This window comes from Edaphobacter sp. FHG110511_03 (assembly GCF_059115365.1).
Map to the genome: position 1 here is coordinate 13,562 of NZ_JBZYWL010000003.1, position 25,751 is coordinate 39,312.

Below are 25,751 nucleotides of genomic sequence, written 5' to 3' on the forward strand. Positions count from 1 at the left end.
CTCTTTTGCACTGAACCGGTGGACATATATTCCCTTCCTAGGTTAAATGCGTAGCAAACCTTCATTTTGAAGTGCGTTGAGAGCTTCACGTACAGGCGACTTGCTTATACCGAGTCGATCGGCAAAGAAACTCTCAGTTAGACGTTCCTGCGTATCGAGACTACCTGCAAGAATGAATCGTTTGATGCTGCGATGGGCTTGATCAGTAAGTGAAGCTACAGACTCCAACTTTTCGATTGCGGGCATTCCGTAAACCTTTCTTACTGCCCCAACAATGTAAATGATGGCAGTTGCATCTGATTATTTTGTTCGCCACTCACGAGCGAGGGCGGCGGTGATATTGGCCAGCGCGTTAAGATCGCTCAAGTCCATCACCTCTCCCGGCGAATGAGAGTTCCGTAAGGGCCAGCTCAGCGCGACATCCGTTGCGCCATAGCGTTGAAATGCCGCGCCATCATTGCCTCCTCCGGTAGCTCCATATTGCACCGCTATATGGTGGGCCTTCGCAATCGACTGCACTTGCATTACGTCAGCCCAGGGCACAATGTTTGAGTTATCGATTGCACGAACCACAAACCCTTCACCCAGGACTCCATCCGCAAAGCGATGAGACTCTATCGGCGAATCGGACGAGACGAAGGTATCGATCGAAAAGACAGTTGCAGGAACAGCTCCTGCTCTATTCGCGGCTTCAGCATAGGCGATGGATCCCAACAGTCCCAGTTCTTCGCGGGTTGACCATACAAAAGTAACGTTTCGCTGAAATTTTTCGCCAAGATCCCAAACGGCATGGATCAACGCAACACAGCCCACGCGGTCGTCGAGGCTGCGCACAGACACCCTACGATCAAGCAAAGAATGAAAATTCTTCTGCACGGTGACGGTATCACCGATCTTGATACCTAACTGACTCACCTCATCTGATGAGGAGGCGCCCACATTGAGCGAAGCCGGGGTTCGGAAGTCCGTCGGAAAGTGGAACTGCGCTGTTTCAAAGTTTGGAGGAAGCGCAACGACGCTTCCACGTATCCCGCTCGCAGTATGCACCAGAGCAGGATGCCCCCAGTAGAACGAGGTCGTGCCCCCGCCTTTGTTGTCGAGTTGCAGCGTACCATCCGGATCAATCGCGCGTACACGAAACCCAAGTTCATCGGTATGCGCCATGAATACCATCCCAGGCCCGGTCGAGGGTCCCAGATGCAGAATGAGATTCCCTGCATCATCGGTCGTTGGATGAGACCACGCTGGCAGCATGTGCTGCACGGCTTCGCGAGTCCTTCCCTCTTGCTCACTTACTCCATATACCGTTGTCAGCAACTTGAGAAGTGACTCGTTCGAGGGGATCGTTTTAGGGGCAAGAGGCAGAGAAGGGTAGGCGGTCGCAGATCTTTGCTCTACTGTGACGGGTTTCATCTTTATGCCGAGGTACTCTGCCAGAAGATGAGACAGGGATTCGAGATCCCTACTGTCGATCGTTTCGCCAGAGGTGAGTGGATAAAGTACAGGGACACTGAGATGTGCCGTGTGCCGTGGCAATGGAACGGGTGGCCCATATCCACGCATCAGAATCGGCGCAGCGCGGATGGTTTGAAGTGCTTCCGTACTGACTGACCAGTTGTCATCTTCCGTCGAAGTGCGATCAGTCGATACGCTCAGAACTGCGCCTGAGCCGAGTGTGGGCTGTTTCGCGGGCAGTTCGCTTTCGCGGGAGCTACCTCGCTGAACCTGCGACTTGTTGCTTCGGCCCAGATAGATAAGTTCATCCGGGTGGAACTGCTGCAATATGCGAGTCAAGCCGCGAGAGCCCGTCCACTGCTGTGTGACAAATGCCAGTGTTACTGTGCCAGCAGGTTTTGTGTGCGGCAGCGCCTGAGCAATCTGCATCAGTAAAGCAGCTCCAAAGCGATCTCCGATCGTAGTTGCCGCCCATTGGTGCATCCCTACCGCAACAAGCCTTCTCTCAGCTGCAATGGGGCTCAAGACATCTATTCCACTGCCCAATACCTCGGCTTTGGTTCGCGCACCAACATCAACATACATATTGTCCATGTCATCAGGATCAGGAATATTTGCGCGCCCTGGCTGTAGATGGATCGACAGTCCGGCAATCACAGCGGATCGCGAACTTCCATTGCGCGTTGTCACAACCATCGGCTGAGCGTTCTGCATCTCGTTGTAGTGTGGAGGTAAACCACTCTGGGGCAGCCTCACGACACGCAGGTAACCATCATCCTCTATGCGGCTCACAACATAGCCCGGCTCATCTATTGGTGCGGCAATCATTCTGTGCGGCATTCCAGAGCCAAAAGTGATGGTTAGATTTCCCATGTTGTCGCGCTGCGGGTGAAGCCCTGCCAACTGCTTCTCGATATGCGAAACGACCGGCGCTTCATATCCACTCACAGCAGGTGCCTCAGTGAGCCACTTCAGGTCGGCTTCCACGGAAGAAGTCTGCGCCGAGCAATAGGCACAGGAGAGCAAAATGGAGAGGGCCACACGATGCATATATTTTCCTTTTACGAATGAAAAGAACGACTAGACAGCAAGCTGATATCTGATATATTACGAGACAGTTACAGGACAGAAATACAACATTCATCATTGTTTGTCGCACCTGCAACATTCAAACGCCCAATTTAATTGCAATTCCCTGAGCGGATCATGACCTACAGCTTGGGAAGCGGAAGTGCATGCGCTTTCTCAGGATGCTTTCATTTCATCGCAAATCGGATGAATGGGCGACGCATGGCGTATTTGGACATGCCCGATGCCGCTTGTTACACCTCCAGTTGCTTTTTGTGCAGCGGAGTTTAGATAGAGGGATGTCGCAACGTTGGACCACGCTTTCGGAGGCAACATGAAAAGATACGGCTTGATTTTGGCATTCGTGCTGCTTGTCGCAGCACAGGCACTCGCACAATCCACATCAACACTCTCAGGCACGATCAAGGATCCTTCCGGAGCTGTACTGCCGGGAGCGCTTGTTACAGTTCGCAATCTGGGCACGGGAGCGGAACGCGTTATCACTTCCGATACCGTTGGACAGTACGTTGTTCCATCGCTTGCGCCCGGAGATTACTCCGTTCACGTAACAGCACCTGGCTTTGGCGCCTACACCCTTCAGAAACTCACGCTCCTTGTCGATGCAAAAACGAACCTTGACATTGCAATGACTGTCGAATCTGCCGGCGAGAACATTCAGGTAGAGGGAGCGGCCCCACTGATTGACTCTGAAAGCATTACCGTCGGGCAAGTTATCGATCGGCAAACTGTTCAAGAAGTCCCTTTGAATGGACGTCACTTCCTTGACCTGACTGTGTTGACCCCTGGTGGGGTAACCGCTCCGGCAGCAGGCAGTCTCACCGCTCCGAGCCGCGGACTTGGAGCAAACTCTTTTGTCACCGCCGGCAACCGTGAGGACTCCGTGAACTTTCAGATCAACGGTGTGAACCTGAACGACATGACGCAAAACCAGATCACGTTTCAGCCTTCGATCAACACGACCTCTGAATTTAAGATCAACAACCAGACTTTCTCTGCAGAATACGGTCGTTCCTCCGGTTCAGTCGTTAACGTCAGCACTCGCTCCGGTACGAATACCTTTCACGGCGAAGCGTTTGACTACATTCGTAATGAAGCTCTGGATGCGCGCAACTACTTCAGTCCCGCAGGAACCAAGGTGGCACCGCTAAAGCGCCACAACTTCGGCGGCGCTCTCGGCGGCCCCATCTGGAAAGATCACACCTTTTTCTTCGCCAGCTACGAGGGGCTACGGCAGTCGCAGGGCCTAAACATTAACAGCGGCGTGCTTACGGACTCGCAGCGGGCCGACGTTACGAATTCTGTATCCCGGAACCTGCTCGATCTTATCCCTCGCGCCAATGACACTACAGGCTCTCGCTTTATTGGTACTGCATCCGGTCCGGTTAACACCGATCAGGGAACAATCGACGTCAATCATACCTTTGGCCCGAACGACACCGTGCATGGATTCTATGCTCTACAGAAGGACAAACGAACCGAGCCTACATTGCAAGGTAATACCGTTTCTGGCTTTGGTGACAATCGAACTGCGACGCGTCAGATTCTTACACTGAATGAGACGCATATCTTCAACCCGAGGCTGGTTAATGAAGCCCGCCTTGGGTTCAACCGTATTTCAATCTCCTTCAATCCAAACGTGACCACAGACCCGACAACGCTTGGACTGGGAACCGGAACCACTGGGCCGAACGGCATCCCCCAGATCACCATCACTGGACCTGGTCTGAACTTCGGTGGCCCCTCCAACTTCCCCCAGGGACGTTTTGACACACTGGGAATATTCTCAGATACAGCGACATACACAGTCGGAAAACACTCGGTCAAGTTCGGCGGTGAATTCCGGCGCTTTCTCAACGTAAACTTTTCGCAGGATACCGGTACGATCGGCTTCAATACGGTTGCGAACTTCCAGACCGGGAGCGCGAACAGCTTCACGATCACTCCCACGCGTACTTCTAACCGCCTTTACGCGAATGCACTTGGTGCATTCGTTCAGGACGCATGGAAGGTTACACCTACTATGACGCTTGAGCTTGGCTTCCGCTTCGAGTGGAACGGCTCACCGATGGACGGCGCGAATCGCCTCGTTGTCTTCGATCTCCCAAGTGTCTCGCTCTATCAGGTCGGTACACACGGATACGGCAACAGCCCCTACAGCCAGAACTACAACTATGAGCCGCGGCTAGGCTTCGCTTATGACGTCTTTGGAAACAGTAAGACAGTTCTGCGTGGCGCTTATGGATACATGGCCGACCAACCTGAAACCAACGTCATCAGCGGCCTGAATGGCAATCCGCCCTTTGCAAATCGCGTGACGTACAGCAACGCCACCACCACGATTCCTCTCTCCAGCCTGTATAGCTCTGCCGGTGCGGCCGGAATCGGCATCACTGGTGTGCAACGCAACCTCCGCAACGCTTATACCGAAACCTTCAACTTCAACCTTCAACAGGAGCTGCCGTATGGCATCGTCACTTCGATTGGTTATTATGGTTCTGTAGGCAAGCACCTGCGCACTCCGCTTAATGTCAATCAGCCCAACGCCGCGGGTGTACGTCCGTTTAAAGCTATATCAAGCTCGAGCCCAATATCCCACGACGCGAACATTAGCAACGTTAATATCACCCAGACTTCTTCCATCGGCATGTCGAACTATAACGCCATGTGGGCGACCGCGCGGAAGGCCTTCCACAACGGCCTGAACTTCAATTTCAACTACAACTACTCAAAATCTCTCGACACTGGTTCACTGGGCACAACGGTTCTGCAAGACGCTACACGTCCCTACCTGAACTATGGCCCCTCAGACTATGACACGCGTCATCGCATCTCGGTCAATGCCATCTACGCGCTTCCGTTCAAGGGCAACCGCCTTGTCGCAGGCTGGCAGCTCTCAGGCATCTCCCAGTGGCAAACCGGGAATCCGCTCAACATCACGACGGCATCCACCTTTACCGGAACCGCAAATGTACTTCACCCAAACCTACTTCAACCGGTGCAGTATCAAAAGACACGTCCGAGTAACTCTACTGTGCGTTGGTTGGGAGCAGACCTGTGTATAAACGGCGCAGTTACGCCAACCTGCGTCTACCAGGCGCTCACACCAACCGCGGGCTTCGGCAATCTTTCGCGCAATGCACTTGTAGGACCAGGATTCGCCGATACTGACTTCTCGATCGAGAAGAATACCGCGATCACAGAGCAGGTAAAGTTCCAATTTCGTGTGGATGTATTCGATATCTTCAACCACGCGAGCTTCGGCAACCCATCCACGACGATCGCTCTTCCTGCGGCGGGACAAACGACCATCGCAGCTAATTCTAGCTTTGGTTTGATCTCTGGTACACGCTTTCCCGTTGGAGACCTCGGCTCATCGCGGCAGCTCCAGATTGTAGGTAAGATCATCTTCTAAGCGCACACACTGGCTGTAGCCCGACGGCGCTCCACAATAGGAGCGCCGTTTCAATATCGCCCACTGCAAGGATTCCCAATGAAAACGATCTACCTCGCTGTAATCTCAGCATTCACACTTGTTTCACTTGGCTCGGCAGTCGCGCAGAAGACAAGTCGTTCGACAGTTCCGAAGCTGGACTATGAAGCTTCCGGTTCACCACTGAAAGCAGCGCCAGCTGATCCGCAGATTCTGGCCGCACTGAAGTCAGTCTCTACTGAGCAGATCAAGGCAAACATCATCCACCTCGTAGAATTCAACAACCGCTCCACCATCTCATCGACTGAGACTGACCTTAAACCTGGGACTGGCGTACTCGCTGCTGCCGATTGGATCAAATCGCAGTTCGATAGCTACAGCAAAGACTGCGGAGGTTGTCTCGAAGTGCAATTCGACGAGTTTGTCGAGCAGCCTCAGGCAGGCTTCAACAATAGTCGTCCGCGCATTATCAAGCCGACGCCGCTTCGCAATGTCTTTGCAATTCTGCGTGGATCTGACCCGATAGCAGCGAAGCGCATGTATCTAATCACAGGCCACTATGACACCCGCGAGACTGATGTCATGAATACGCATGACTTCGCTCCCGGCGCCAACGATGACTCCAGCGGCACCGCCGTCTCCATGGAAGCTGCACGCGTGCTTAGTAAATACAAGTTTCCGGCGACCATCGTCTTCGTCGCCGTTGCTGGCGAAGAACAGGGGCTTAATGGCTCCCATCACCTCGCCCTGCGAGCCCAGAAAGAAGGTTGGCAGCTTGAAGGAGTACTGAACAACGACATCGTCGGTGGTGACACCACGCCAGGAGATACGCTCCAGAACAAGCAGCGCATCCGCGTCTTCTCGCAAGGTATCCTGCCGACATCTCCCATCGAGCTAATCCGCCAGACCCTTAGTATTGGCGGCGAAAACGAGACACCATCCCGCCAACTCGCGCGACAGGTACTGGCAGTAGATCGCGCCTATCTCTCAACCGGACGCGAACCCTTTCACGCTGTTATGGAGCTTCGCCTCGACCGCTTTCTGCGCGGCGGCGATCACAAATCGTTCAGTGATGAAGGCTTTCCGTCAGTCCGGTTTACAGAGTGGCGCGAGAATTACGATCACCAGCACCAACACGTCCGCACTGAGAATGGCAAAGAGTACGGAGATCTGCTCAAGTTCGACGATTTCAATTACATCGCACAGGTCGCACGCCTCAACATCGCCACGCTTGCATCACTGGCGAACTCCCCTGGAGTGCCACAGCAGCTTCGCGTAACCACTTCAAATCTGGATAATGACACCATACTCAAATGGGAGGCTCCGACGAGTTTTGGTGGCGACGTGCACTACCAGATCGTATGGCGCGAAACAGCCGTGAACGATTGGCAATACGTCGCGGACGCGAAAGACTTCCCTGGCCCCGGACCAAATTCAGTGCGGCTTCCTGTATCAAAGGATAATGTCTTCTTCGGAGTTCAGGCATGCTCCGTGAAGCAGGTTTGCAGCCAGGCCGTTGCTCCGATTCCAAGCCGCGAACGATAGCTAGAATTCTGGCGGATGCTCATCGGTCACACCGAAGGCACGCTCAAGCGCGAGTCCAACTCGTCCAAGCGTGCCTTCGTCAAATAACCTCCCTATCAGGGTGACTCCGTGAGGAACGCGGCGCGGTGGATCGAATCGAGGCAGCGGATGCTCGGGGTCAGGAGCCCAGTCGCTGCGTGCCTGCGTGACCTCAACAAAGCCAGCTCGCATCGTCAGCGATGGATGTCCGGTAAAGTTTGTGATCGTCAGCATTTCGTTACGCAGCGAAGGCACCAGCAGCAGGTCCACTTGCGAGAAAATACGCGCCATCTCTATCGCGACCATCCGACGCAGACGATCCGATTGTACGAAGTCCACAGCGGAGAGGAATCGCGCCTGGCGAAAGCTGTTTGGCCATGCATCGGGGACCTGCGCCTTCAACTCATCCACCTTGTGGCTTAGCGTCAACTCTTCGAACGCTGCAGCAGCCTCTGCAAAGAGAATCAACTGAAGCGAGTCGTACGGCCAGTCCGGTAACTTTACCTCAACGGGTGTCATCCCCAACTTACGCACAGCCTCAAGAGCTGCACGATCTACCGTTGTTGCCGGAGCTTCATTCATCCACGTCGGAAAATAACCAACCTTCAGACCGGCGACTGAAGCCCGCCCATCATAGTTCAGCACGGAAGTAACACTCGAGACATCTCCCGCATCGGGTCCGGAGATCGCCTGTAGAATCAGCAGCGTATCTTCGACCGAGCGGCACATTGGGCCCAGCTTGTCGAGAGACCAGCACAGCGTCATCGCTCCCGTACGAGCAACACGACCGTAGGTTGGACGGAGACCGTTTACCCCGCAACGCATGCTCGGACTGACAATGCTGCCTCCTGTCTCTGAACCAATCGAGAAGCCGACGAGCCCTGCTGCCGTTGCTGCACCCGGGCCGGCACTCGAACCCGAAGCCCCCTCAACAAGTAGCCACGGATTCAACGTCTGCCCACCAAACCATATGTCATTCAGCGCAAGGGCACCAAGGCTGAGCTTTGCAATAAGCACCGCTCCAGCTTCATGAAGCTTGCTCACAACCACAGCATCTTTGGTGGGAATACGTCCACGATATGGTTCTGCACCATATGTGGTTGCAATACCCGCAGTATCGAGCAGGTCCTTAGCTCCCCATGGAATACCATGCAGCGGGCCGCGATACTTACCCATAGCGATCTCCGCGTCGGCCTGCTTTGCTTGTCGCAGCGCCAACTCACGGGTAAGAGTAATCACACAACGAAGTCGGCTATCGTGACGTGCGATACGCTCCAGATAGATATTCGTCAGTCGCTCGGAGGTAAGCTGTCGAGTCTCAACCCAGCGCGACAGTTGCGACACTGAAGCAAAAGCAATCTGATCGTCGTTCGCGGGCAACTTCCTTACATTGACATTGCTGCGAACAAACTGGCTCGGTTCGGATTGAAGAGCATGGCCTGGCAACACAGGATTCCATGTCGAGTACGGCGCAACTCCATCGGGTACTGCAACCTTACGCGGCCCTGTGCGACGTTCGTAAAGTGATGCCATCGAGTTTCGCCAGTTGCTTGCCGCCTTGGCGCGATCATGTGCAGTCATCTCGACCTGCACGAGCTTTTCGGCTTCTGCAAACGTCGCCACTGAAACCTGTGGCCCGGTGCTGGGTGCGGTACCAAAGGCCGGCGGAGCCCCAGGTGTTAGTGGCGAAGGAATCTGCATCTCAGAATTAGAAGCGGTAGCAGCTCCCACTATTCCTAGCGATGCATCCACTAGAAACCTTCGGCGTGACCTTGCTTTGCCCATAACATCTAATTTAAATGCTAAGCGCTCTCCGCAGAAATTTAGTCTGCCGTATCCCACCCACTATTTCGAAGTGGATAGTGTAGTTCCTGTCAATTTAGCAATTGCCCCGAGTGTGGTTTGGGCCGCATTCAGACCCAACCGAAAATCGTTGTCGCTATAGAACGAATAGACATCGGTAGGTTGATGATGCTGCGGATCCCAACCACTGCCCATCTGCGAGCCCCGCTCGATTTCACGGATGCTAAGCGAGGGAGTCAGATCCATAAACGGCGAGGAATCGGTATTGGTCATGTGTGGACCTAGATTCGCTGGATAATCGGTGGCATACTGATCGTCCGCTAGTTGGAACTTTTGCGCCAATACCATCGCAGCATCGGCGAACTTAGAGGTGACTTGGTACTCGATGTTAATATCCGCCTCGGGGCGCTGTTGCTTATTCATCGTCCCGTCCTTCAAGGGCATTCCATGATCGAACAGCATCATGTCGTGCTGGATCATGCCCAGCCACCTTGGCTCAGGATACTTTCCAGATCCGGATGGAGATTCGATCCCTTGCAGATCCTTACGCTGCTCTACGTAAGCCCGCGCACCATTCAAACCTGTCTCTTCATTGTTCCAGAGCGCGAAGCGGATCGAAACATCTGTGACCACATCTGGATGACTGAAGATGCGCGCAAGCTCCATCACGAGCGCAGTCCCGGAACCATCATCGTTGGCTGCTTCACCCCAGCCGATGCCGTCCATATGTGCCCCGAGGATATACATTTGATCCGGATGCTTTGAGCCAATCTTCGTGCAATAGACTTCTTCGCGAGGCCCGGGTGTGGAGGGTTGCGAGTTGAGTTCGCGTAGTTTAACGTCGGGTTGTTTCATCGGGTCGTTATTCACGGTGTCGGGAAAGATGTTACCCCGACGGCGCGATCCGCCCGGCCCTATAGAAGGGTCCGTGGGGCGGCGGCCCGCACCAGTTCTCCCGCCGGGCGGAGGCTGGTAGTCGTAATGGATGCGCTCAACATTGGCGCAGCCGTAGCTCTTCAGCTGCGCTTCGATCCAGTCAACCGCAGCACGATTCCGGTCTGTGCCTTGGCGCCGATCTCCAAACAGGGTTAGCCCTTTGATCGTCACTTTATATCGCTCAAGGTCTAAGCGATCGACTATGACCGCTATGGGATCGGACGAGTTCTTTGTCCCAGAACCCTCCACTGCAGACGCTATAGGCGATGTCTGTTGCGACCAGGCGAGAGATGTGCAAAGGCCCAGAATTAAGGCTCCAGAATACCTGGCGATCATGAGATTTTTCTTGAGTTTCCTAAAGACTTTTGCGTTTGCCATAGTTTCTTGCAATCGTAGCGGTTTAAGAAGACAGAGCAACTGCCGTATTTCAGAGAGGATCAAATAAAGGCACTTTTTACTTCTCCGAGCCAGTAAATATGTTTTTAGGACACATGGCGTGCACACCGACGTTGCCGTCAACCAGCTCAGTTATATCCAAATCCACAGAAACACTCGAAAGCATATAGGCATCGTCGCGCGTCATGTGCTTCGTCTCAATAAGAAAGTCGATCATCTCACGCAACGCGTGTTCGGTTGCCTCTTTCAAATCAGGGCTGAAACCCATTGTGATGTAGTGCGTCGGTGTTTCGGCTCGTGGCCAGCTCATTGAATGGCCCTTGTGAACGATGAACTTGAAAGTTCCGGTCAGGAAAGTCTCGAGTGCGGTGATGTCGACCTCCCCATTTCCCTGCCCAGCATGACCATCTCCCGCTTCGAACATTGCACCTTTTGCCGCTACAGGGATGAACAGCGTTGTGCCGGCAACCAGTTCCTTGTTGTCCATGTTACCTGCATGGGCAAATGGTTCAGTACTCCCAATCTTTCCCGCTGCTCCTGCTACACCCATGCTGCCGAAGAATGGGTGGAGTGGAATAGCGATGCCAGGGGCGAAGTAACCGAGCATCTTTTCCCGATCGAGAGGAATGATGCGATTGCGACTGTAGGGGAACTCCATTGGCAGGAAACCACGGTGCAGGCCAAATCCATTGCAGGCAAATGGTGCGTCGATTGTGACTTTCTGAATTTGAACCTCTAGGACATCACCAGGTTCAGCCTCCGCAATGGCCACTGGTCCTGTAAGAATATGGCCGCCCGGTCCCTTTTCGCCTACTGGATAGTTCTTATAGACCTCGTCGTTGTATGGCGGAATATCTTCTGCTTTGACCCCGCGAGCGATAAGCCTGTCAGTTGGACCGCATGTCGAAAGCGTTTGCATGACAACCGTATCGCCGCTATGAATGGTCAGAGCTGGGTGCATACTCCCGTAGTATCCCCACGACACAGTCTTTGAGGTGGCGTTTACAGTATATGGCTGCTGTGCAAACGCGTTAAAGGAAACTCCCGCTACCAAACCTGCAACTAGAACAAATTTATGCATAACTCTCCCAAATACGTCGAAATGATGGGCTACTGAACTTGGATCCAAATCAGCCAGCGGGTATCGCGATCTAATACTGATACTTGATCGCGAACTGAATTAAACGAGGTGCGACCGAAGAAGCATTGATTACACCATAACTGGCAGTTCCTACACCTGTTCCCGGATTCGCATACTGGGCATGATTCCATACATTGAAGAACTCCGTGCGGAAGGTCAGGGTTGAGGCCTCATGAATTCCTCCAACGCGGGTTTCTTTCGCGAGTGTCATATCCCAATTGTCGTTGCCAGGGCCGCGTGCCACGCTTGTACCACTGTTGCCATAGTCGGTAGCCTGGACACCGTTGAATGCTGCACTGTTGGAAACCGCTGGAGCGGCAACAAACAGCGTACTGCCCGGCGTGAGAAACGTGTTGGACTTGATGCGATCAAGTATCGCGCCGCCATTCTTATTAAGAACATCCTTGTTGCCAAGTCCAGGGGCATATTGGGCGCGACTCGCAGTTCCATAAGCCGTGCCGTTGCGAGTGTCCGTGAACGTCAGTGGTTTGCCTGACTGCATCGTTGTTACGCCTGAAAGCTTCCAGCCGCTTGTCGCGATACGGGCAACCATAGCAGCATTCTTCAACCCAGGAATCTGCCATGTGTAAGCGATTGCAAGTCGATTTGTTCGATCGTAACCAGCGAGACCATATCGAGCATATCGATCGTTGGGATCATTGCTGTTTCCACTTCCGCCGGAGAAGACACCATTTTGCCCATCGCCTCCAGTGACTGTGGTCATCGCCTTGCTCCACGTGTAAGCAGCCTGCACGAAAAGTCCGTGGCTCAGTTGCCGGCGCAAGGTCGACTGGAGACTGCTGTAGTTGGAGAAACCGTAGGTTTCAATACGAGTCACTCCACCTGGAGTAAAGCCCTGATACGGCACGCGGGCCTGTAAATTGGCCGAAGCTACTGAGTTTGTTGTGACACCATTGATCGGGTTTTGCGGACTCGCGAGGTAGGCCCTGTTGAGTGCGCGTGACTCTGCAAGACGCGTGCCGCGAGTTCCAACATAGCCAACCTCGAGCACGAACTTTGAGGGAAGCTGCTGCTCCACATCAAGGTTGTACTGCTGCACCAGGGGAGAGTCGATATTTTCGGCAACGCCAGTCACCGTAAGCGTGTAATTGGGAGAGCGTGGCCGCCAGACACCGGGTGTTAGTACTGTCGTATATGGAGTCTGGAAGGTGGCGGCCGCATTCGCCGCGCCTGTAAGGCTCGCCGAGCTTACAAATGGCTGGTTGCCAAGCGTCTGCAGTACCGAGTTCGCATTCGGCAACGTATAGAAGACGCCATAACCGCCTCTGATCACGCTTGTGCTCTCGGAACCGAATGGCTGGTACGCAAATCCAATGCGCGGGCCGAAGTTATGCATCGGAAGATCATTGTTTCCAAGGCTCATGCTGTTCGAGCGCGTAATACCGTCGGGAAGGGCTCCCGTGTAATTTCGCGGTACGACAAATCCCTGAAAGGAACCTCCGGTGGGGACAGGCTGAAATGGAGTGACTAGCGAGGGCCAGAAAGTGGTCAGCACGCCCTTGTTCGTGCTGACTCCGCTATTCAGCTCCCAGCGTAAACCAGCGTTTATCGTGAGATTCGATCTCAACTTAAGGTCGTCTTGGATGAACATCGCCATCGCAGTTCCGCGATAGCCCTTATAGTACGAACCCTGCTGACTGCCGCTGGTATTTACGTTGCTGAAACCCGAACCCGTGCCAGCGGCACTCAAACCCAGAAGAAAATCCTGAAAGGTGAGGAAATTCAGGCTTCCACGCTTGTTGTTTGGATCGTCGAAGTTGAACTGGTTCTTCTCTCCAAGGAAACCTGCGCGAATGCTTTGTTTCCCGTGGGTCCATGAGATCTGATCGCTGATCTCGAAGGTGTTAACCGCGGAAAACGAGACGTCGTTGTTGACGCCGCCGAGATTGAAATAGCCTGTGGTCGAGATAATCGGCGTCAACGGATAGGTGGGATCGCTGGGAGCAGTCATGCCGATCTGGTCGTAACGCAGATTGGCTTGCGTCTGCAGTCTTCCAGTGTTGCGAATGTATCCAACCAGTCCCTCGTTCAACAAATGAGACGTTACCGCAGAGGTTAGTTTGAGGATGGCGACCTGGCTGTTGAAGGTCGGAGTGACACCGTTTCCGGGCGTGTTCGTCGTGCTGCTGAAAGGTTGGTTCTGTGGTTGGTTGGAATAGAAGTAGCGCTGCGAAAATGTGTGTTTTGCCGACAACACGTAGTCGGTGTTGACCATGAACTGATCTTCGCTATAGTGCGACGGAATGCTGAACGTCGACAGTCCTACGCGATTGCCGTTGGTGTCATTGCTGACCCTCTGGGGCGTTGGAATGAGATAAGTACCGTTCGCGATTTTTTGATTCAGGAGATTGAGAGCGACAGGATTGATGTTGCTGCCATCACAAGCAACGTTCGTACCGCCGAAAAACGGAGCCCATTTCGCACGCCCTGCGGCCGTAGTAGATGTGGCACCGTTAGGGCAAGCGATTGCGCCGATCGCGGCGCGGCTCCGGTCGTCGGTTAGCGGGAACAAGGTGTTGCTGGCTAATGAGCTTGCACTAAGGCCATTGACCTGACGTGTTCCCTGATACGTGCCAAAGAAAAAGAGCTTATCTTTCATGACGGGTCCGCCGATTGATCCGCCGAACTGGTTTTGTTTCATTACGGCGCGGTTCTGTCCGCCAATCTTGAGAAACGTATCATTCGCATTCAAAACGTCGTTACGGAAAAATTCCCACACCGCCCCGTGGAAGCTGTTCGTTCCTGACTTTGTGATGACGTCCACATTCGCGCCAGCATCACGTCCAAAGCCAGCATCGTAGTTCGTTGTTTGAATCTTGAATTCCTGGAGCGAATCGGGATTTGGAATCGCAATACCCGCCTGCTGCACAAAATCTCCCGCGCGTCCAGAGCCAAAATTGTTGATATCAGCTCCGTCCATGTGAAAGTTGTTGCTAATACTACTTGCACCGTTGACGTAGACATCCTGCGTACCCTTGCCCAGAGAAGCTGCGTTATTCACGTCTCCTGCGACACCAGCAGACAAGGTCAGGACCTGTGTGTAGTTGCGATTTGTGAGCGGAACCTCACGGATGGTACTACCTTCTATTACGGTGCCGAGGGCTGCGTTCTCCACCTGCAGCGCTGGAGCCATGTCGTTCACTTCAACGGTTTCTGTCGAACTGCCAAGTACAAGCTTCGCATCGGAACGATAGGTTTCAGTAACGACGATCGTGACCGGAGGCGGCTCCTGCGTTTTGAAACCAGAGGCGGCGATGCTGATCTTATAAACCTCAGGAGGAAGCAATCCTACTGTGTACTGACCATCGCGATCGGTCTTCACGGTACGCACCTGAGCGGTAGCCTGAGATGTGATCGTCACCGTGGCATCGGAGATCACAGCCCCCTGAGGATCGGTGACGGTGCCGCGAATAGCGCCCGTCGTCGAGGTCTGACAAAAGCCTGTAGGCACTGGGATCAGCATCGTGAAGACGGAGAATACACCAATGCGAAGACCAGAAAGGGAGCGCTTCCAGTTCATATCGAGACCTCTTTTGAGTTGAGTGACTCGATTGTGTCAAAAACGAATCTTTTGTGAAATTCGGTTAAATACTGTGCAAGCGAGGTGAGGACTACGTAAAACTACGTAGTCCTCACCTCGAAATCCCGCATTTCTAGTGTTTGACAGCGGTCAGCATGGCGAGCGCGCTCTTTGGAACTTTCGAAACGACGTCGAATTCCGGATCGACCAGCTCAGTCACCTCGTACTTCATGACGGCTCCGAGAAAGAGCGCGACTTCGCTATCCGTGAGTCCGTAATCATGTTTGATCCAGGTCGCAAGCTGTGCCGTGGAAACCTTCAGCGCCTCTTGCAGCGAACCCGCTACGCCGAACGAGATGATGTACTCTCCGTCTTCTTCACGCACACCTTGCGTCTGATAACCCCGGATCACTTCAACAGAGAAGTCTACGGCCATTGAAGTCTCGAGCCCTGTTTGTGTGATCTCTCCATCTGCCATAGCAGCGTGCCCATCACCAAAACCAAAGAGCGCTCCGGGGTGAAAGACCGGAAAGTACATCGTTGTGCCGGAGACAGTTCCGTTGTAATCCAGGTTGCCACCATAGGACCCAAGGTGGGGACCAGTGAATGCCTCGAAACCGGGCGGCGCAACCGAAATGCAGCCCAGCATAGGCTTCATGGCCAGTTTGAAGTTCTTAAGCGCCTCGGTCGGATGCGAGAGTACTGCGGTCCCTGTCGCATTATCGAGGAGATATTCACCGTTGAATCCAGTGTCGTATTTGGCGGCGAGATTATAAGCAGGTGTCACGCCGAACTGCTGGATTCTGCTGCCCTGGCGCGCTGTCGAACGGTTGGGAGCAATCTTGATAAGGTGGACGACCAGGGTATCGCCGGGCAACGCCCCTTCAACATAAATCGGGCCAATATTTGAATTGCCTCCCAGCGCAACCCGTTTTAGATTTTTGTCGGTGCCCGCCGAATCAGGGGCCCAAGTGTGGACGATATCGCCAGGAAAGATGTGAATGCCTGGCTTGTTGCCGGCATAGTAGTACGCTTGGAACGTTGTCGGCTCGTAATTAATCTCACGCAGCTTTGCCGGCGGCTCCGGTTTACGTGTGAGGACGAACTTCATCTCAACGGTGACCGGCGCACGGTTTGCAAATCCTCCTCCACGACGACCCAGACCTGCGAGCATACCCGCTCCCTCGATAGTGTCGCCAGATAGTTTTCCGGTCATGGAGCCAATATTGCTACCTTCGCCATTCGTTACGGCAAATGTTAGGTCCGCCCCTTTGACGGAGCCGCTAATTCTGTCTGCACCCCAGCTCCCGGCAAGAGAGTTCGCCGAATTCTGAAGCGTTACATGAGCGTATGCGGGTTCCAGCAGTGTGGGCCCTGTAATCTCGGCTATCCACTTACCGGAGAGATCAGCTGCCAGCGTTAATTGCGCACTTACGATTAGTCCAGCTATCAACAATGCTGATCGAAACCAACGCATAGATTTTCCCCTTCGGACGACAAAAATGCTGTTGCTATACGGTTCCTTCAACTCTCACATCTATTGCCTTCCTTTCCTATTAGTAAAACTACGTAGCTTCTTGGCGAATATTTGTGGAGCTATTGAGACAGCGCATATTCTTCACGGCCTTCAGAAAACTTTTGTTAGATTGATCAAAACCCTTCCAGTCAGAAAGTCTTTCAAGCCATGCGAATTAAACTTGCGGTTTGTGTCTCACTATCGATCTTTGCTTGCTCGGCAATTGCACAGCGCAATCTACAAGCGAACAACGGCGAAAAGTATCACTACGGAAAGAATCTGCCGATTAAGGTGCTCGCGCATGTGCGCGTTATCGACGGTACGGGCGCACCCGCAATGGAAGATCAGACGATCGTTGTTGAAGGCGCAAAGATAACGCGCATCGGCAAAGACATCGCCCCCCCGGAAGGATCGGAGGTTTGGAATCTTGAAGGGCACACAGTGCTTCCAGGTCTCGTGGGGATGCACGACCATATCTACTATCTCCAGCGACCGAACACAGATGCTTCAGGCTCCGAGGGGCCGACGCTTCTGCCTCAGATGACCTTCTCTGCGCCACGAATGTATCTCGCCAATGGCGTCACGACAATTCGTACTGCCGGCTCTGTTGAACCCTATGCCGATATCAACCTTCGCAAGCTGATAGATGCTGGTCGACTGATCGGGCCGCATGTTGAGCCTACGGCGCCGTATCTTCAGGGAGTCAGCGATATCTTTATGCAGATGCATACGCTCAGCGGCCCGGATGACGCGAGGACCTTTGTTAAATTCTGGGCTGCTCAGGGAACGACTAACTTCAAGGCATATATGCACATCACCCGGGCCGAGTTGGAGGCCGCGATCAAGACAGCTCACGAACTCCATCTGAAGGTTACTGGCCATCTATGCTCCGTGACCTATCCGGAAGCTGCGGAGCTGGGCATCGATAACTTGGAGCATGGTTTTTTTGTAAACACACAGCTTGATCCCGGCAAACAGCCAGATGTCTGCTCACCGGAAACCGGGAATGCAACACTTGCGAAAATGACGCCGGATAGCACAGAGGCCGCGGCTCTGATCAAGTTACTTGTCGATCATCATGTAGCAATCACCAGTACATTGCCTGTCTTTGAAGCGAACCTGGCGGGCAAGCCGGCCCTCCGGCAGAAAGCCCTTTCTACCCTGACGCCTCAGGCGCTCGAAGCGTATCTTTATGGGCGCAACCGGCGCAACACTGCACCGGAGACTCCGCTCACGCAGCGGGCAACGCAAAACTACAAAAACGCGGTGAAGTTGGAACACAAATTTGTCGAAGCAGGGGGCTTTCTGATGGCCGGGCTTGACCCGACGGGCAACGGCGCTACTCTGCCCGGCTTCGGCGATCAGCACGAGGTGGAGTTGTTGGTGACAGATGCCGGATTCACTGTGCCGGAGGCTATCAAAATTGCAACGCTGAACGGCGCCACTTACCTGAACCTTCAATCCAGGACAGGATCGGTGCAGATCGGGAAAAACGCCGACCTCATGATCGTCAAAGGGGATCCATCCAAGACGATTTCTGATATTGAGAATGTAGAAATTGTTCTGAAAGACGGCGTCGCTTACGACTCAAATAAGCTGCTCGATTCCGTCAGAGGGCGATACGGCGAATACTGATCTGATCAGTTTGCGCCTACGATTCCATGGCGTATCGCATAGCGCACAAGTTCTGCGATTGATCCGAAGCCAAGTTTCCGATTAATGTGGATCCGGTGTGATTCGACGGTTCGTACGCTGATATTGAGTTTAAGTGCGATCTGTTTACTCGAGACGCCATCTGCGAGCAAAGACAATATCTCGCGTTCGCGCGTTGTAAGCTTAACCTTTTCCTCCTTGTCATTCGCGTTGCGCCCAGTCAGATATCCTTCCAGAACCACGTCGGCAACCCGCTTTGTGAAGAAATGTCGCTTCTGCGCCACCGCTTCAACGGCCTCGATCAGGTCTTGATCTGCATCAGTCTTCAAAACGAAGCCCTTAGCACCCGAGCGCAGAACCTCGCGAATCACATGGTTCGAATCGTGCATCGTTAATACAATGACTGACGTGGCCGGCGATACCTGCGTAATCTGAAATGCCGCTGCCGGCCCATCGAGCTCAGGCATCGAAAAATCGATGATCGCGACATCAGGCTTCAAACTCTGTGCCTGCTCTACCGCGTCGGCACCGTTGCAAGCTTCGCCAACCACCGTCCATCCCCCGCGCAAAGAAATTAAATTTCTTACGCCGCGGCGAATAAGTTCATGATCATCTGCGATAAGAATGCGTAGATCAGGCATTGGTCTCTCGATCGATTGGTAGCGCTGAGATCACGGTTGTTCCATCATTTGTTTGTTCCATTCTCAGATGTCCCCCAAGCTGTTCAAGTCTTTCACGCATGCCTGAAACACCCACGCCGCTGCGATCGTTTTTGAGGTTCACCATTGCTACCTTTCGCCCCTCATCGGAGACGATGAGAGTTAGCCATCCCGATTGTTCCCATAGCGACAGATGTACCACGGGACTTCCGGAGTGGCGCATCACATTCGCCAAAGCTTCCTGCAAGACGCGAAATATGGTGATCTCGATCACATCCGCAAATCTTCCCAGGCTGTCCTGAATATCGAGGGTAACGTGAATTCCACTGCGCAATTCAAACTCAGTAGCGAGCCGGCTGACGATGGGCTGCAATCCTTCATTTCCTAATAAAGGCGGATGAAGGAGATAGGAAGCGCTTCTTATCCGCGATGAGCACTGGAGCGCTATCTCTTTTGTTTGCGCTACCATCCCCTGCAGCGTCGCATCACGATCCCCAACCATCTTTGACAACATTGTCAGGTTCCAGTTGAGAACCGCCAACTCCTGCGAAGTCGAGTCGTGAAGGTCTCTGGCGACACGCCGACGTTCCTCATGCTGCGCATCATTCAGCATTTGTGAAAGTTGCTTATATGCTGTTTTTGCGTGATTGCGCTCGGTTATGTCCTGATAGACGCCGTACACTCCGTTAAGGATGCCGTCGACAATGAGCGGAATACCGTAGATCTCAACATCAACGATCATGCCGTCTTTACGGCGACGTTGAGCAACGGTATGAACTTTTTCGCCCCGCAACACCGTAAGGCTAAGATTGCGAGCTTCGTTAGTCGTATCCGGAGCCGCAATAAGCTGGTCGATATCTGTGGCCAGCATCTCTTCCTGCGTAAACTGGAACAACGCTATGAAGGCAGGATTGCACATGACAAACCTGTGCTCATGGTCCAGTGCGACGATCGCAACCGGGCTGTGCTCAAATAACGCCTGTAGACGCGCGGCAATGGTGCTGGCATTCGGGTCGAGAGACGCCGATTCGGAAACTGCTTCGAGCGATACAAGATCTCTCATCGCAGACCTCATTAGTTGAATTTTCAGAGATAAGTCGATCCGACTTAATGGCAGTATAGCGCTACCAGAGTCGGTTTTTGGAAGTCTTTGGGCCTCATGAGCACGTTCCGCTCGGCCGAGTCCGGCGCGACGATGACCGCTCTGTCTGAAGGGCAGTGTAATCGAGCGCAACAGCCGCGATACGGTGATCGGGATTGACATACTCGTAGACCCGCTGTTGCTTCTGCAATATCTCGGTTGCCTTGGCTGGGTCATTGCAGCGAAAAGCAGCGACCGCTTCTCGCGTCTGTTCTATGGAGCTGGGCTGGCGGAAATCGACTGCTGCCGTTTTGCTGATGTCGGTTGCAAGCCTTTGGCCGAGTATCTCTGCGTTGTTTGTATAGATGTGAGCATCTTCGGAGGCGCGAGAGATCGCAACATATGCAAGGCGACTGTTGATGAGGCTGCGTGAAGAATCGGTATCTAGATTATTAGCGATCACTCGGTCAGCCGTGAGGCCCTGGGAACTATGCAAGGTCACAGCATAGCGTAGTCGAACTGGCGCAACTTCTCCGTGTCAAAGGTGACTTGTCGTTTCGCTTTGCCGTCCAGCTCGACGGTCATCTTGCCGTCCTCGAGCTTTACAATGGTCGCGAGGTCGCGGTTCGCTATCTTGAACTTCTTTTCACCGGCTGTAAATTGAATTCTGTCTCCAGTCGCAAACTCACGTTCGATTTCTATAAAGACTTTCACTCCACGGAGCCGCTTAGGGTCATAGATAACGGTCGTTCCGTCTTATTTCTCGACTGTGAGCATGTTGGAGCGAGCGTCAACAGAGCGAACTATAGCAAAGCTGTTGCGGTCTATGCCTTCCATCTTGCTGCCCGTTGCGTACTGCAATACCTCGCCGAGGTTATATCGTGTCGCCCGCCCAGGTTCGATCCGCGCCGGTCATATCAGAGCGGTGCAACAGGATCCGAAGCTGTGATGCTTACGGAAGAAATGGGTGCGCGAACAATGAGCTGCCGTCACGCACGGTCAAGCGATCAACCAACGTACTGACCAACGAAACAACCGTCGCCAACTCAACTACACGCCTGCGATGGCTTTGCCCTCAAATGGAGAGGAGCTTAGTGTTCCTATTGGAAGCTTGACGTCTTTCCCGCGCCGTTTTGTTTGCAGGCAAGCTTCAGAGATGAGACTATCTTCGTCGGAAAGAGGACTAGCTCCCGGTCGTTCGGTAAAAGGACTTGAATCGGTCCCTGATCAGAGGTAAGACTGACGGAGCTTGATAGCGGGGCACGCCGGTGTTGTAGCACCGACGTATCCCTGATCACCCATCACCTTCCGAAGAAAGGCGACGCAATGGCTGTCTCTAAAAGTACCCGTCCATCTACCTCCGACACAAACCAGATTCTTCGCACGATTCTCAAGAGCAACCAAGTCAACTCCGACTGAGAGCACGGTTGGAGCCGTGCCCTGATCCAGAGCGAGACCGGCGATCCTCCGTTACGGTTCCCTCTCTACGAGTGTCTCTGCCAGATCAATGTCCACGCACAGGGGCTGGTCGATGCCCTGAGACTGGTCAGCGACAAATTTTCGATCAACCAAACCTGGGCCGTCTATCAGCAAGCTCTGGTGCAGTATGTTCGGGCGGCCGCGACTCGGAACATCATGGATGCCATGTCTGAGGTCGAGCATACCGAGGCCTGGCTCTTCCAGACTCTCCAACATCAGAAAGAGAAGAAGTTTGCAGATCCGGATGATGTCTACTTTGAAGTCCGCGATCGCGAGGCGGAACGCGCCAAACAAGGACTCTCACCTCGCATCGAGTTTCTCGACGCTAAGCCGAAGACATCATCAGAATCCAAAGTCGCCGAGCCCAAAACACCGATTGAAAATCCGGCTCTGATCTCCTGCTGGTCTGAAGAAACAAGTTCACGGATCTAACCGCAGTCTAGGACTGCAGAAGGGCTGACATGCAATGGATCGTAACGCGATCACTTATTTGAGCGAATTGAACAAGAGCATGGACGGAGTCTTTGGCATGCTGGAGAAGCTGTGCGGCTATCCTGAGCTTCAGAAGGACAGCTTCACTGTTCTCAAGGCAAGCCTTCGTGAAGAACTGGGAAATGTGAACACAAATGTTCTCGACGCCTTAGAGGATTCCGAGCACAAAGCATGTTTTGTTGCTTATCAGCAACGCAAGGAATACGAAAAGGCCATCCGGGACCCGAACGACTGCTACCTGATGGTCATACAAAGGGAGAAGGAGCTCGAAGAATAGGGCCAGCCATCGCAGATCAAGGTGATCTTTGGCGTCAGCGAGAGGACACGCGACGAGATCCTGAGCCCTGATTTCGCTGAAGATGAAGAGTCCGAAACGGGATCAACCGAGTCCTCGGCTCGATCTGGAGGCGATCATGGACGACAGGGACTACAGACGGAGGTTGATTGCGCGTGTGGAGGCTCTCAGGAAGGAGGCGCTGATGACGGGATTGGAGTTCCACTCCCGCATTGGAGCCGTGGAGTCGAGAGATTGGATAGGGTTTACGGCCATCGGCAACGAGAAGTACTTTTCTCTGAAGGCCATCTCCAGAATCTGCGACCTGTTCGGTCTTGGTGCCGAGCTGCTTCAGTTCAAGCCTTGAAATGGATACGACCAACATCAGGCCCGGATGCTGATCTCATCTGTAGCGAATCAGTCTGGGATAATAGCAACATCTGTTACGCATCTGCACCGGATGACGGACAGATGGACTAACGGATGTCTCACAGATAATTTCGGTACTGCTTTTGGTCTCTGTTCGGTCCAGACGGAGATCAAATGAGGATACCGATGGATACCAACTCAGGACCTCACCTGGACCGAAGTCGGTATAAGGCTTTAGTCCAGCAATCATCCTTACGGAGTGCTTCAGGATGCCGAGGGGGGAGCGACCAGCGGCGTTAGCGGCAACCCGCGAGGGTGGGGTCGCTCCCCCCTCGGCCAATAGTTGTGCCATCTTTCGCCGTGTGCTAAATACTTGTTTCTGCTTAGTTTTCCTTTTAACAGTTCGCTTCCGGATAGACCGCCCACTAGACCCTAGATCCGGTTAACAGAATCCATTCTCAGCCGTGCTAGTGCCTGTAGCTTGGATCTGTCAAAGCTGATAAATACTAGGCAGACTTGGTTCGAGTCTAGTTCTTGGTTAGCCTCGTTTCACCTAGTCATCTTTTAGACGGAAGCCGCTCGCCTTTCGTCACACCCTCTCTTGAGAGAGGCGCCATTCTTGAACAGTATCGACGTGAGTGGTCTGCTGAGACGCCGGCACAAAGGCGCAGGGGATGAGGGCTTACGAAGCCAGAAAATCTCTTCGCTTTATCACTCTCTGCGTCGTAAGGCTACTGTAAGACTGCCGCGATCATATTTGTCATGGAAACGGCGGTACCGGTCAAGAAGGGATGCCGGCCCGCGTGCTCGAAAAAAGACCAGGTCTACTTCGAAGTGTTTCTCGCCGATGACGTCTCCCGCTTCCAGCGAGGCGAGGATGGATCCTTCAGATTGAGGAAGCCTAAAGCTAGATTCCACGACTGGGTCGGCTACGAGAGCAGTATCGATCGCTTTTATCAGTTGTTCAATGCCCGTCTGCTGTAGGGATGAGACGGGAATTGCATCGCGATCGATGGAGAGGTGAGTAAGTTCTTGGGGTGAAAGTAGATCAACCTTGTTCAAAACGTGGATGACAGGTTTAGTCGAGACCGCAAGCTCGGTTAAGACCTTTTCGACCTGAGTTTTCTGTTCTTCGCGGATGGGGCTGGCGGCGTCCTGGACGTGAAGAAGAATCTCGGCTCGCTCGACCTCTTCGAGGGTAGCGCGGAAGCTCGTTACCAGCGTGTGTGGAAGGTTGCGGATGAAGCCAACTGTATCGGAGAGAGAATCTTGCGACGGGAAGGAAGCCGCAATTGCCGGAGTTTGGAGTCGAGAGTAGTGAACATGCGACCCGATTTCAGTACTCCAGCCTCGGTAAGCGCCTTGAAAAGGGTGCTCTTGCGAGGGGCGAGACATCCAGGACATCCGAAGATTGATCGAAACATTGCGGATGCTGGAAATGTCGACAGACTCTACGAAGAAGAGGATGACGAACTGGAGCAGATTGGCTTCGACACTATCTTGGCCGGGGCCTTCCTCTTGGGCAAAGACGCGCGGCGCATAACCGAAGAGAATGTGCGAACTCGACTTTCGAACTCGTTCTCAGGAAAGGAAGTCCTCGAGCTGGTGTTCCAATTAGCCCGCACGATGAGCGCCTTGGACGATCGCACTGAGTCAGCGGAAGCCCTCCTCAGCGGTTTTTTCGCGGAATGGGACTCGTGGACCTCTTGTAGCTCCTAAAGTTCGGGGCGCCCTGTTTCAATTTCCTAATTCGTCCAGCGGGAAATCCGATTTCAGATGCCCACCAAGACACTAGGGTCAGAACTGCGCCGTAAGACTCTTCCGGATTGAAGTACGCTTTTTGCTATGGAACCTATTCGCACACTGTCCGCAACTCAACCCACTGAGCCTTTGGGAACAGCCCTCCCCGAGGGGCTTCGCGCCAGATACGACGGAAATCTTTCTTTTCCATCCGCTCCGGAAGAGCGTCCCTATTGCATCGCAAACTTCGTGTCGACACTCGACGGTGTCGTGAGCTTCAATCTGCCGGGTCAGTCGGAAGGAGCTCAGATCAGTAACTCGAACGAAGAAGACCGGTTCATTATGGGTCTGTTGCGGGCCTCAGCAGACGCAATTGTAGTGGGCTCGGGGACGCTTCAGGCCGTCGGTCCGCATGGTTCCTGGCTCCCGGAAGCGGTCTATCCGGCAGCGAAAGATTTATACCAAAAGTATCGGACCGAGGTGCTCCGAAAGCCGGAGTATCCACTCGTAGTGATTGTCACGGGAGCAGGCCGACTCGACCTTGCCAGCGCCGTGTTTCATACACCGCGAACCAGGGTGCTCATACTGACTACGGAACAAGGCAAACGGAGGTTGTCGCAAAGTGGATCGGAGGCGCTCGCTTCAGTCGAAGTGAGGGCGCTTTCTGCGAAAGAAGAGCGCATATCTCCTTCCGCGATCCTTACGTTGCTTAGGCAGGAAGCCGGAGTGGAGTTGCTGCTACACGAAGCCGGCCCTACGCTCTTTGGCGAATTTCTCGCAGGGAGCTTCATGGATGAACTTTTCCTGACAGTGGCGCCTCAGATTGCGGGGAGAGACGCAAGGCAGCCCAGACCAGGGTTGGTTGCCAACGTTCAGTTTTCGCCCGCGACAGCTCCCTGGTGGAAGCTTCTTAGCGCAAAAAGTGCAAAAGATTACCTCTTCCTGCGTTATCAGGTTGTATATCGGGGCGCATAGAAAGCCTGCACCCAATCGCTCTTCGGGATGATCGGCAACTCGGAACAACCGCGCGATCGAACTCCACGACGGTACTCAGTGAATCATGACTATTCGCGATTCACAATGCGAGGTCACGCTAAGACCGTTCATTCATACCGACCGATAGCACAGACAGAA

General features: G+C 53.5%; 19 protein-coding genes. 7 read left to right on the forward strand and 12 right to left on the reverse strand.

What is annotated here, in order from left to right:
* Positions 1 to 42: 42 nt before the first annotated feature.
* On the reverse strand, positions 43 to 246 hold the full coding sequence (locus tag AC5S26_RS13495) for a GntR family transcriptional regulator (RefSeq protein ID WP_494185433.1): 204 nt from the start codon (positions 244 to 246) through the stop codon (positions 43 to 45).
* Positions 247 to 300: 54 nt separating this feature from the next.
* Entirely contained in the window at positions 301 to 2,505 is a 2,205-nt protein-coding gene (locus AC5S26_RS13500; RefSeq protein WP_494185434.1) for a M20/M25/M40 family metallo-hydrolase, read from the reverse strand.
* A gap of 352 nt (positions 2,506 to 2,857) precedes the next feature.
* Here AC5S26_RS13500 and AC5S26_RS13505 point away from each other — a divergent pair, with 352 nt between their 5' ends.
* Positions 2,858 to 5,956, forward strand: coding sequence for a TonB-dependent receptor (locus AC5S26_RS13505; protein ID WP_494185435.1), 3,099 nt, complete (start codon positions 2,858 to 2,860; stop codon positions 5,954 to 5,956).
* A 78-nt stretch (positions 5,957 to 6,034) separates the two neighbouring features.
* Entirely contained in the window at positions 6,035 to 7,519 is a 1,485-nt protein-coding gene (locus AC5S26_RS13510; protein WP_494185436.1) for a M28 family metallopeptidase, read from the forward strand.
* Here the strand turns inward: AC5S26_RS13510 and AC5S26_RS13515 are convergent, their stop codons facing one another.
* The 5 genes from AC5S26_RS13515 to AC5S26_RS13535 form a co-directional block, all read right to left on the reverse strand.
* The gene (locus AC5S26_RS13515) at positions 7,520 to 9,322 is read right to left on the reverse strand and encodes an amidase (RefSeq protein WP_494185437.1); all 1,803 of its coding nucleotides are present in this window, start codon (positions 9,320 to 9,322) and stop codon (positions 7,520 to 7,522) included.
* Positions 9,323 to 9,382: 60 nt separating this feature from the next.
* Entirely contained in the window at positions 9,383 to 10,447 is a 1,065-nt protein-coding gene (locus AC5S26_RS13520) for a M28 family peptidase (RefSeq protein WP_494185438.1), read from the reverse strand.
* A 283-nt stretch (positions 10,448 to 10,730) separates the two neighbouring features.
* Positions 10,731 to 11,753: an acetamidase/formamidase family protein gene (locus AC5S26_RS13525; RefSeq protein ID WP_494185439.1), complete on the reverse strand. Its 1,023-nt coding sequence runs from the start codon at positions 11,751 to 11,753 to the stop codon at positions 10,731 to 10,733.
* Between the two features lie 70 nt (positions 11,754 to 11,823).
* Positions 11,824 to 15,354: a TonB-dependent receptor gene (locus AC5S26_RS13530; protein WP_494185440.1), complete on the reverse strand. Its 3,531-nt coding sequence runs from the start codon at positions 15,352 to 15,354 to the stop codon at positions 11,824 to 11,826.
* A gap of 133 nt (positions 15,355 to 15,487) precedes the next feature.
* Positions 15,488 to 16,831, reverse strand: a complete 1,344-nt coding sequence (locus AC5S26_RS13535; RefSeq protein ID WP_494185441.1) for an acetamidase/formamidase family protein — start codon at positions 16,829 to 16,831, stop codon at positions 15,488 to 15,490.
* Positions 16,832 to 17,038: 207 nt separating this feature from the next.
* Here AC5S26_RS13535 and AC5S26_RS13540 point away from each other — a divergent pair, with 207 nt between their 5' ends.
* The gene (locus AC5S26_RS13540; protein WP_494185442.1) at positions 17,039 to 18,505 is read left to right on the forward strand and encodes an amidohydrolase family protein; all 1,467 of its coding nucleotides are present in this window, start codon (positions 17,039 to 17,041) and stop codon (positions 18,503 to 18,505) included.
* A gap of 5 nt (positions 18,506 to 18,510) precedes the next feature.
* Here the strand turns inward: AC5S26_RS13540 and AC5S26_RS13545 are convergent, their stop codons facing one another.
* Genes AC5S26_RS13545 through AC5S26_RS13560 form a run of 4 tightly spaced genes read right to left on the reverse strand, consistent with a single transcriptional unit; the run spans position 18,511 to position 20,977 of the window.
* A complete protein-coding gene (locus AC5S26_RS13545) occupies positions 18,511 to 19,164 on the reverse strand; it encodes a response regulator (RefSeq protein ID WP_494185443.1) in 654 nt (217 codons plus the stop codon).
* Positions 19,157 to 20,446 (reverse strand): PAS domain-containing sensor histidine kinase, encoded by a 1,290-nt coding sequence (locus AC5S26_RS13550; RefSeq protein WP_494185444.1) that lies wholly within the window; start codon positions 20,444 to 20,446, stop codon positions 19,157 to 19,159. The genes AC5S26_RS13545 and AC5S26_RS13550 overlap by 8 nt, the downstream gene beginning before the upstream one ends.
* The gene (locus tag AC5S26_RS13555; protein WP_494185445.1) at positions 20,340 to 20,765 is read right to left on the reverse strand and encodes a C-terminal helicase domain-containing protein; all 426 of its coding nucleotides are present in this window, start codon (positions 20,763 to 20,765) and stop codon (positions 20,340 to 20,342) included. The genes AC5S26_RS13550 and AC5S26_RS13555 overlap by 107 nt, the downstream gene beginning before the upstream one ends.
* The gene (locus AC5S26_RS13560) at positions 20,762 to 20,977 is read right to left on the reverse strand and encodes a hypothetical protein (RefSeq protein ID WP_494185446.1); all 216 of its coding nucleotides are present in this window, start codon (positions 20,975 to 20,977) and stop codon (positions 20,762 to 20,764) included. Before AC5S26_RS13560 ends, AC5S26_RS13555 begins: the two co-directional genes overlap by 4 nt.
* A 930-nt stretch (positions 20,978 to 21,907) precedes the next feature.
* Here AC5S26_RS13560 and AC5S26_RS13565 point away from each other — a divergent pair.
* The 3 genes from AC5S26_RS13565 (at position 21,908) to AC5S26_RS13575 (ending at position 22,875) form a co-directional block, all read left to right on the forward strand.
* On the forward strand, positions 21,908 to 22,174 hold the full coding sequence (locus AC5S26_RS13565) for a hypothetical protein (protein WP_494185447.1): 267 nt from the start codon (positions 21,908 to 21,910) through the stop codon (positions 22,172 to 22,174).
* Positions 22,175 to 22,208: 34 nt separating this feature from the next.
* Entirely contained in the window at positions 22,209 to 22,511 is a 303-nt protein-coding gene (locus AC5S26_RS13570) for a hypothetical protein (RefSeq protein ID WP_494185448.1), read from the forward strand.
* Positions 22,512 to 22,647: 136 nt separating this feature from the next.
* The gene (locus AC5S26_RS13575) at positions 22,648 to 22,875 is read left to right on the forward strand and encodes a hypothetical protein (protein WP_494185449.1); all 228 of its coding nucleotides are present in this window, start codon (positions 22,648 to 22,650) and stop codon (positions 22,873 to 22,875) included.
* A 713-nt stretch (positions 22,876 to 23,588) separates the two neighbouring features.
* Here the strand turns inward: AC5S26_RS13575 and AC5S26_RS13580 are convergent.
* Positions 23,589 to 24,272: an HflX GTPase family protein gene (locus AC5S26_RS13580; protein ID WP_494185450.1), complete on the reverse strand. Its 684-nt coding sequence runs from the start codon at positions 24,270 to 24,272 to the stop codon at positions 23,589 to 23,591.
* A gap of 450 nt (positions 24,273 to 24,722) precedes the next feature.
* Between AC5S26_RS13580 and AC5S26_RS13585 the strand changes: the two genes are divergently transcribed.
* The gene (locus AC5S26_RS13585; protein WP_494185451.1) at positions 24,723 to 25,592 is read left to right on the forward strand and encodes a dihydrofolate reductase family protein; all 870 of its coding nucleotides are present in this window, start codon (positions 24,723 to 24,725) and stop codon (positions 25,590 to 25,592) included.
* Positions 25,593 to 25,751 lie beyond the last annotated feature (159 nt).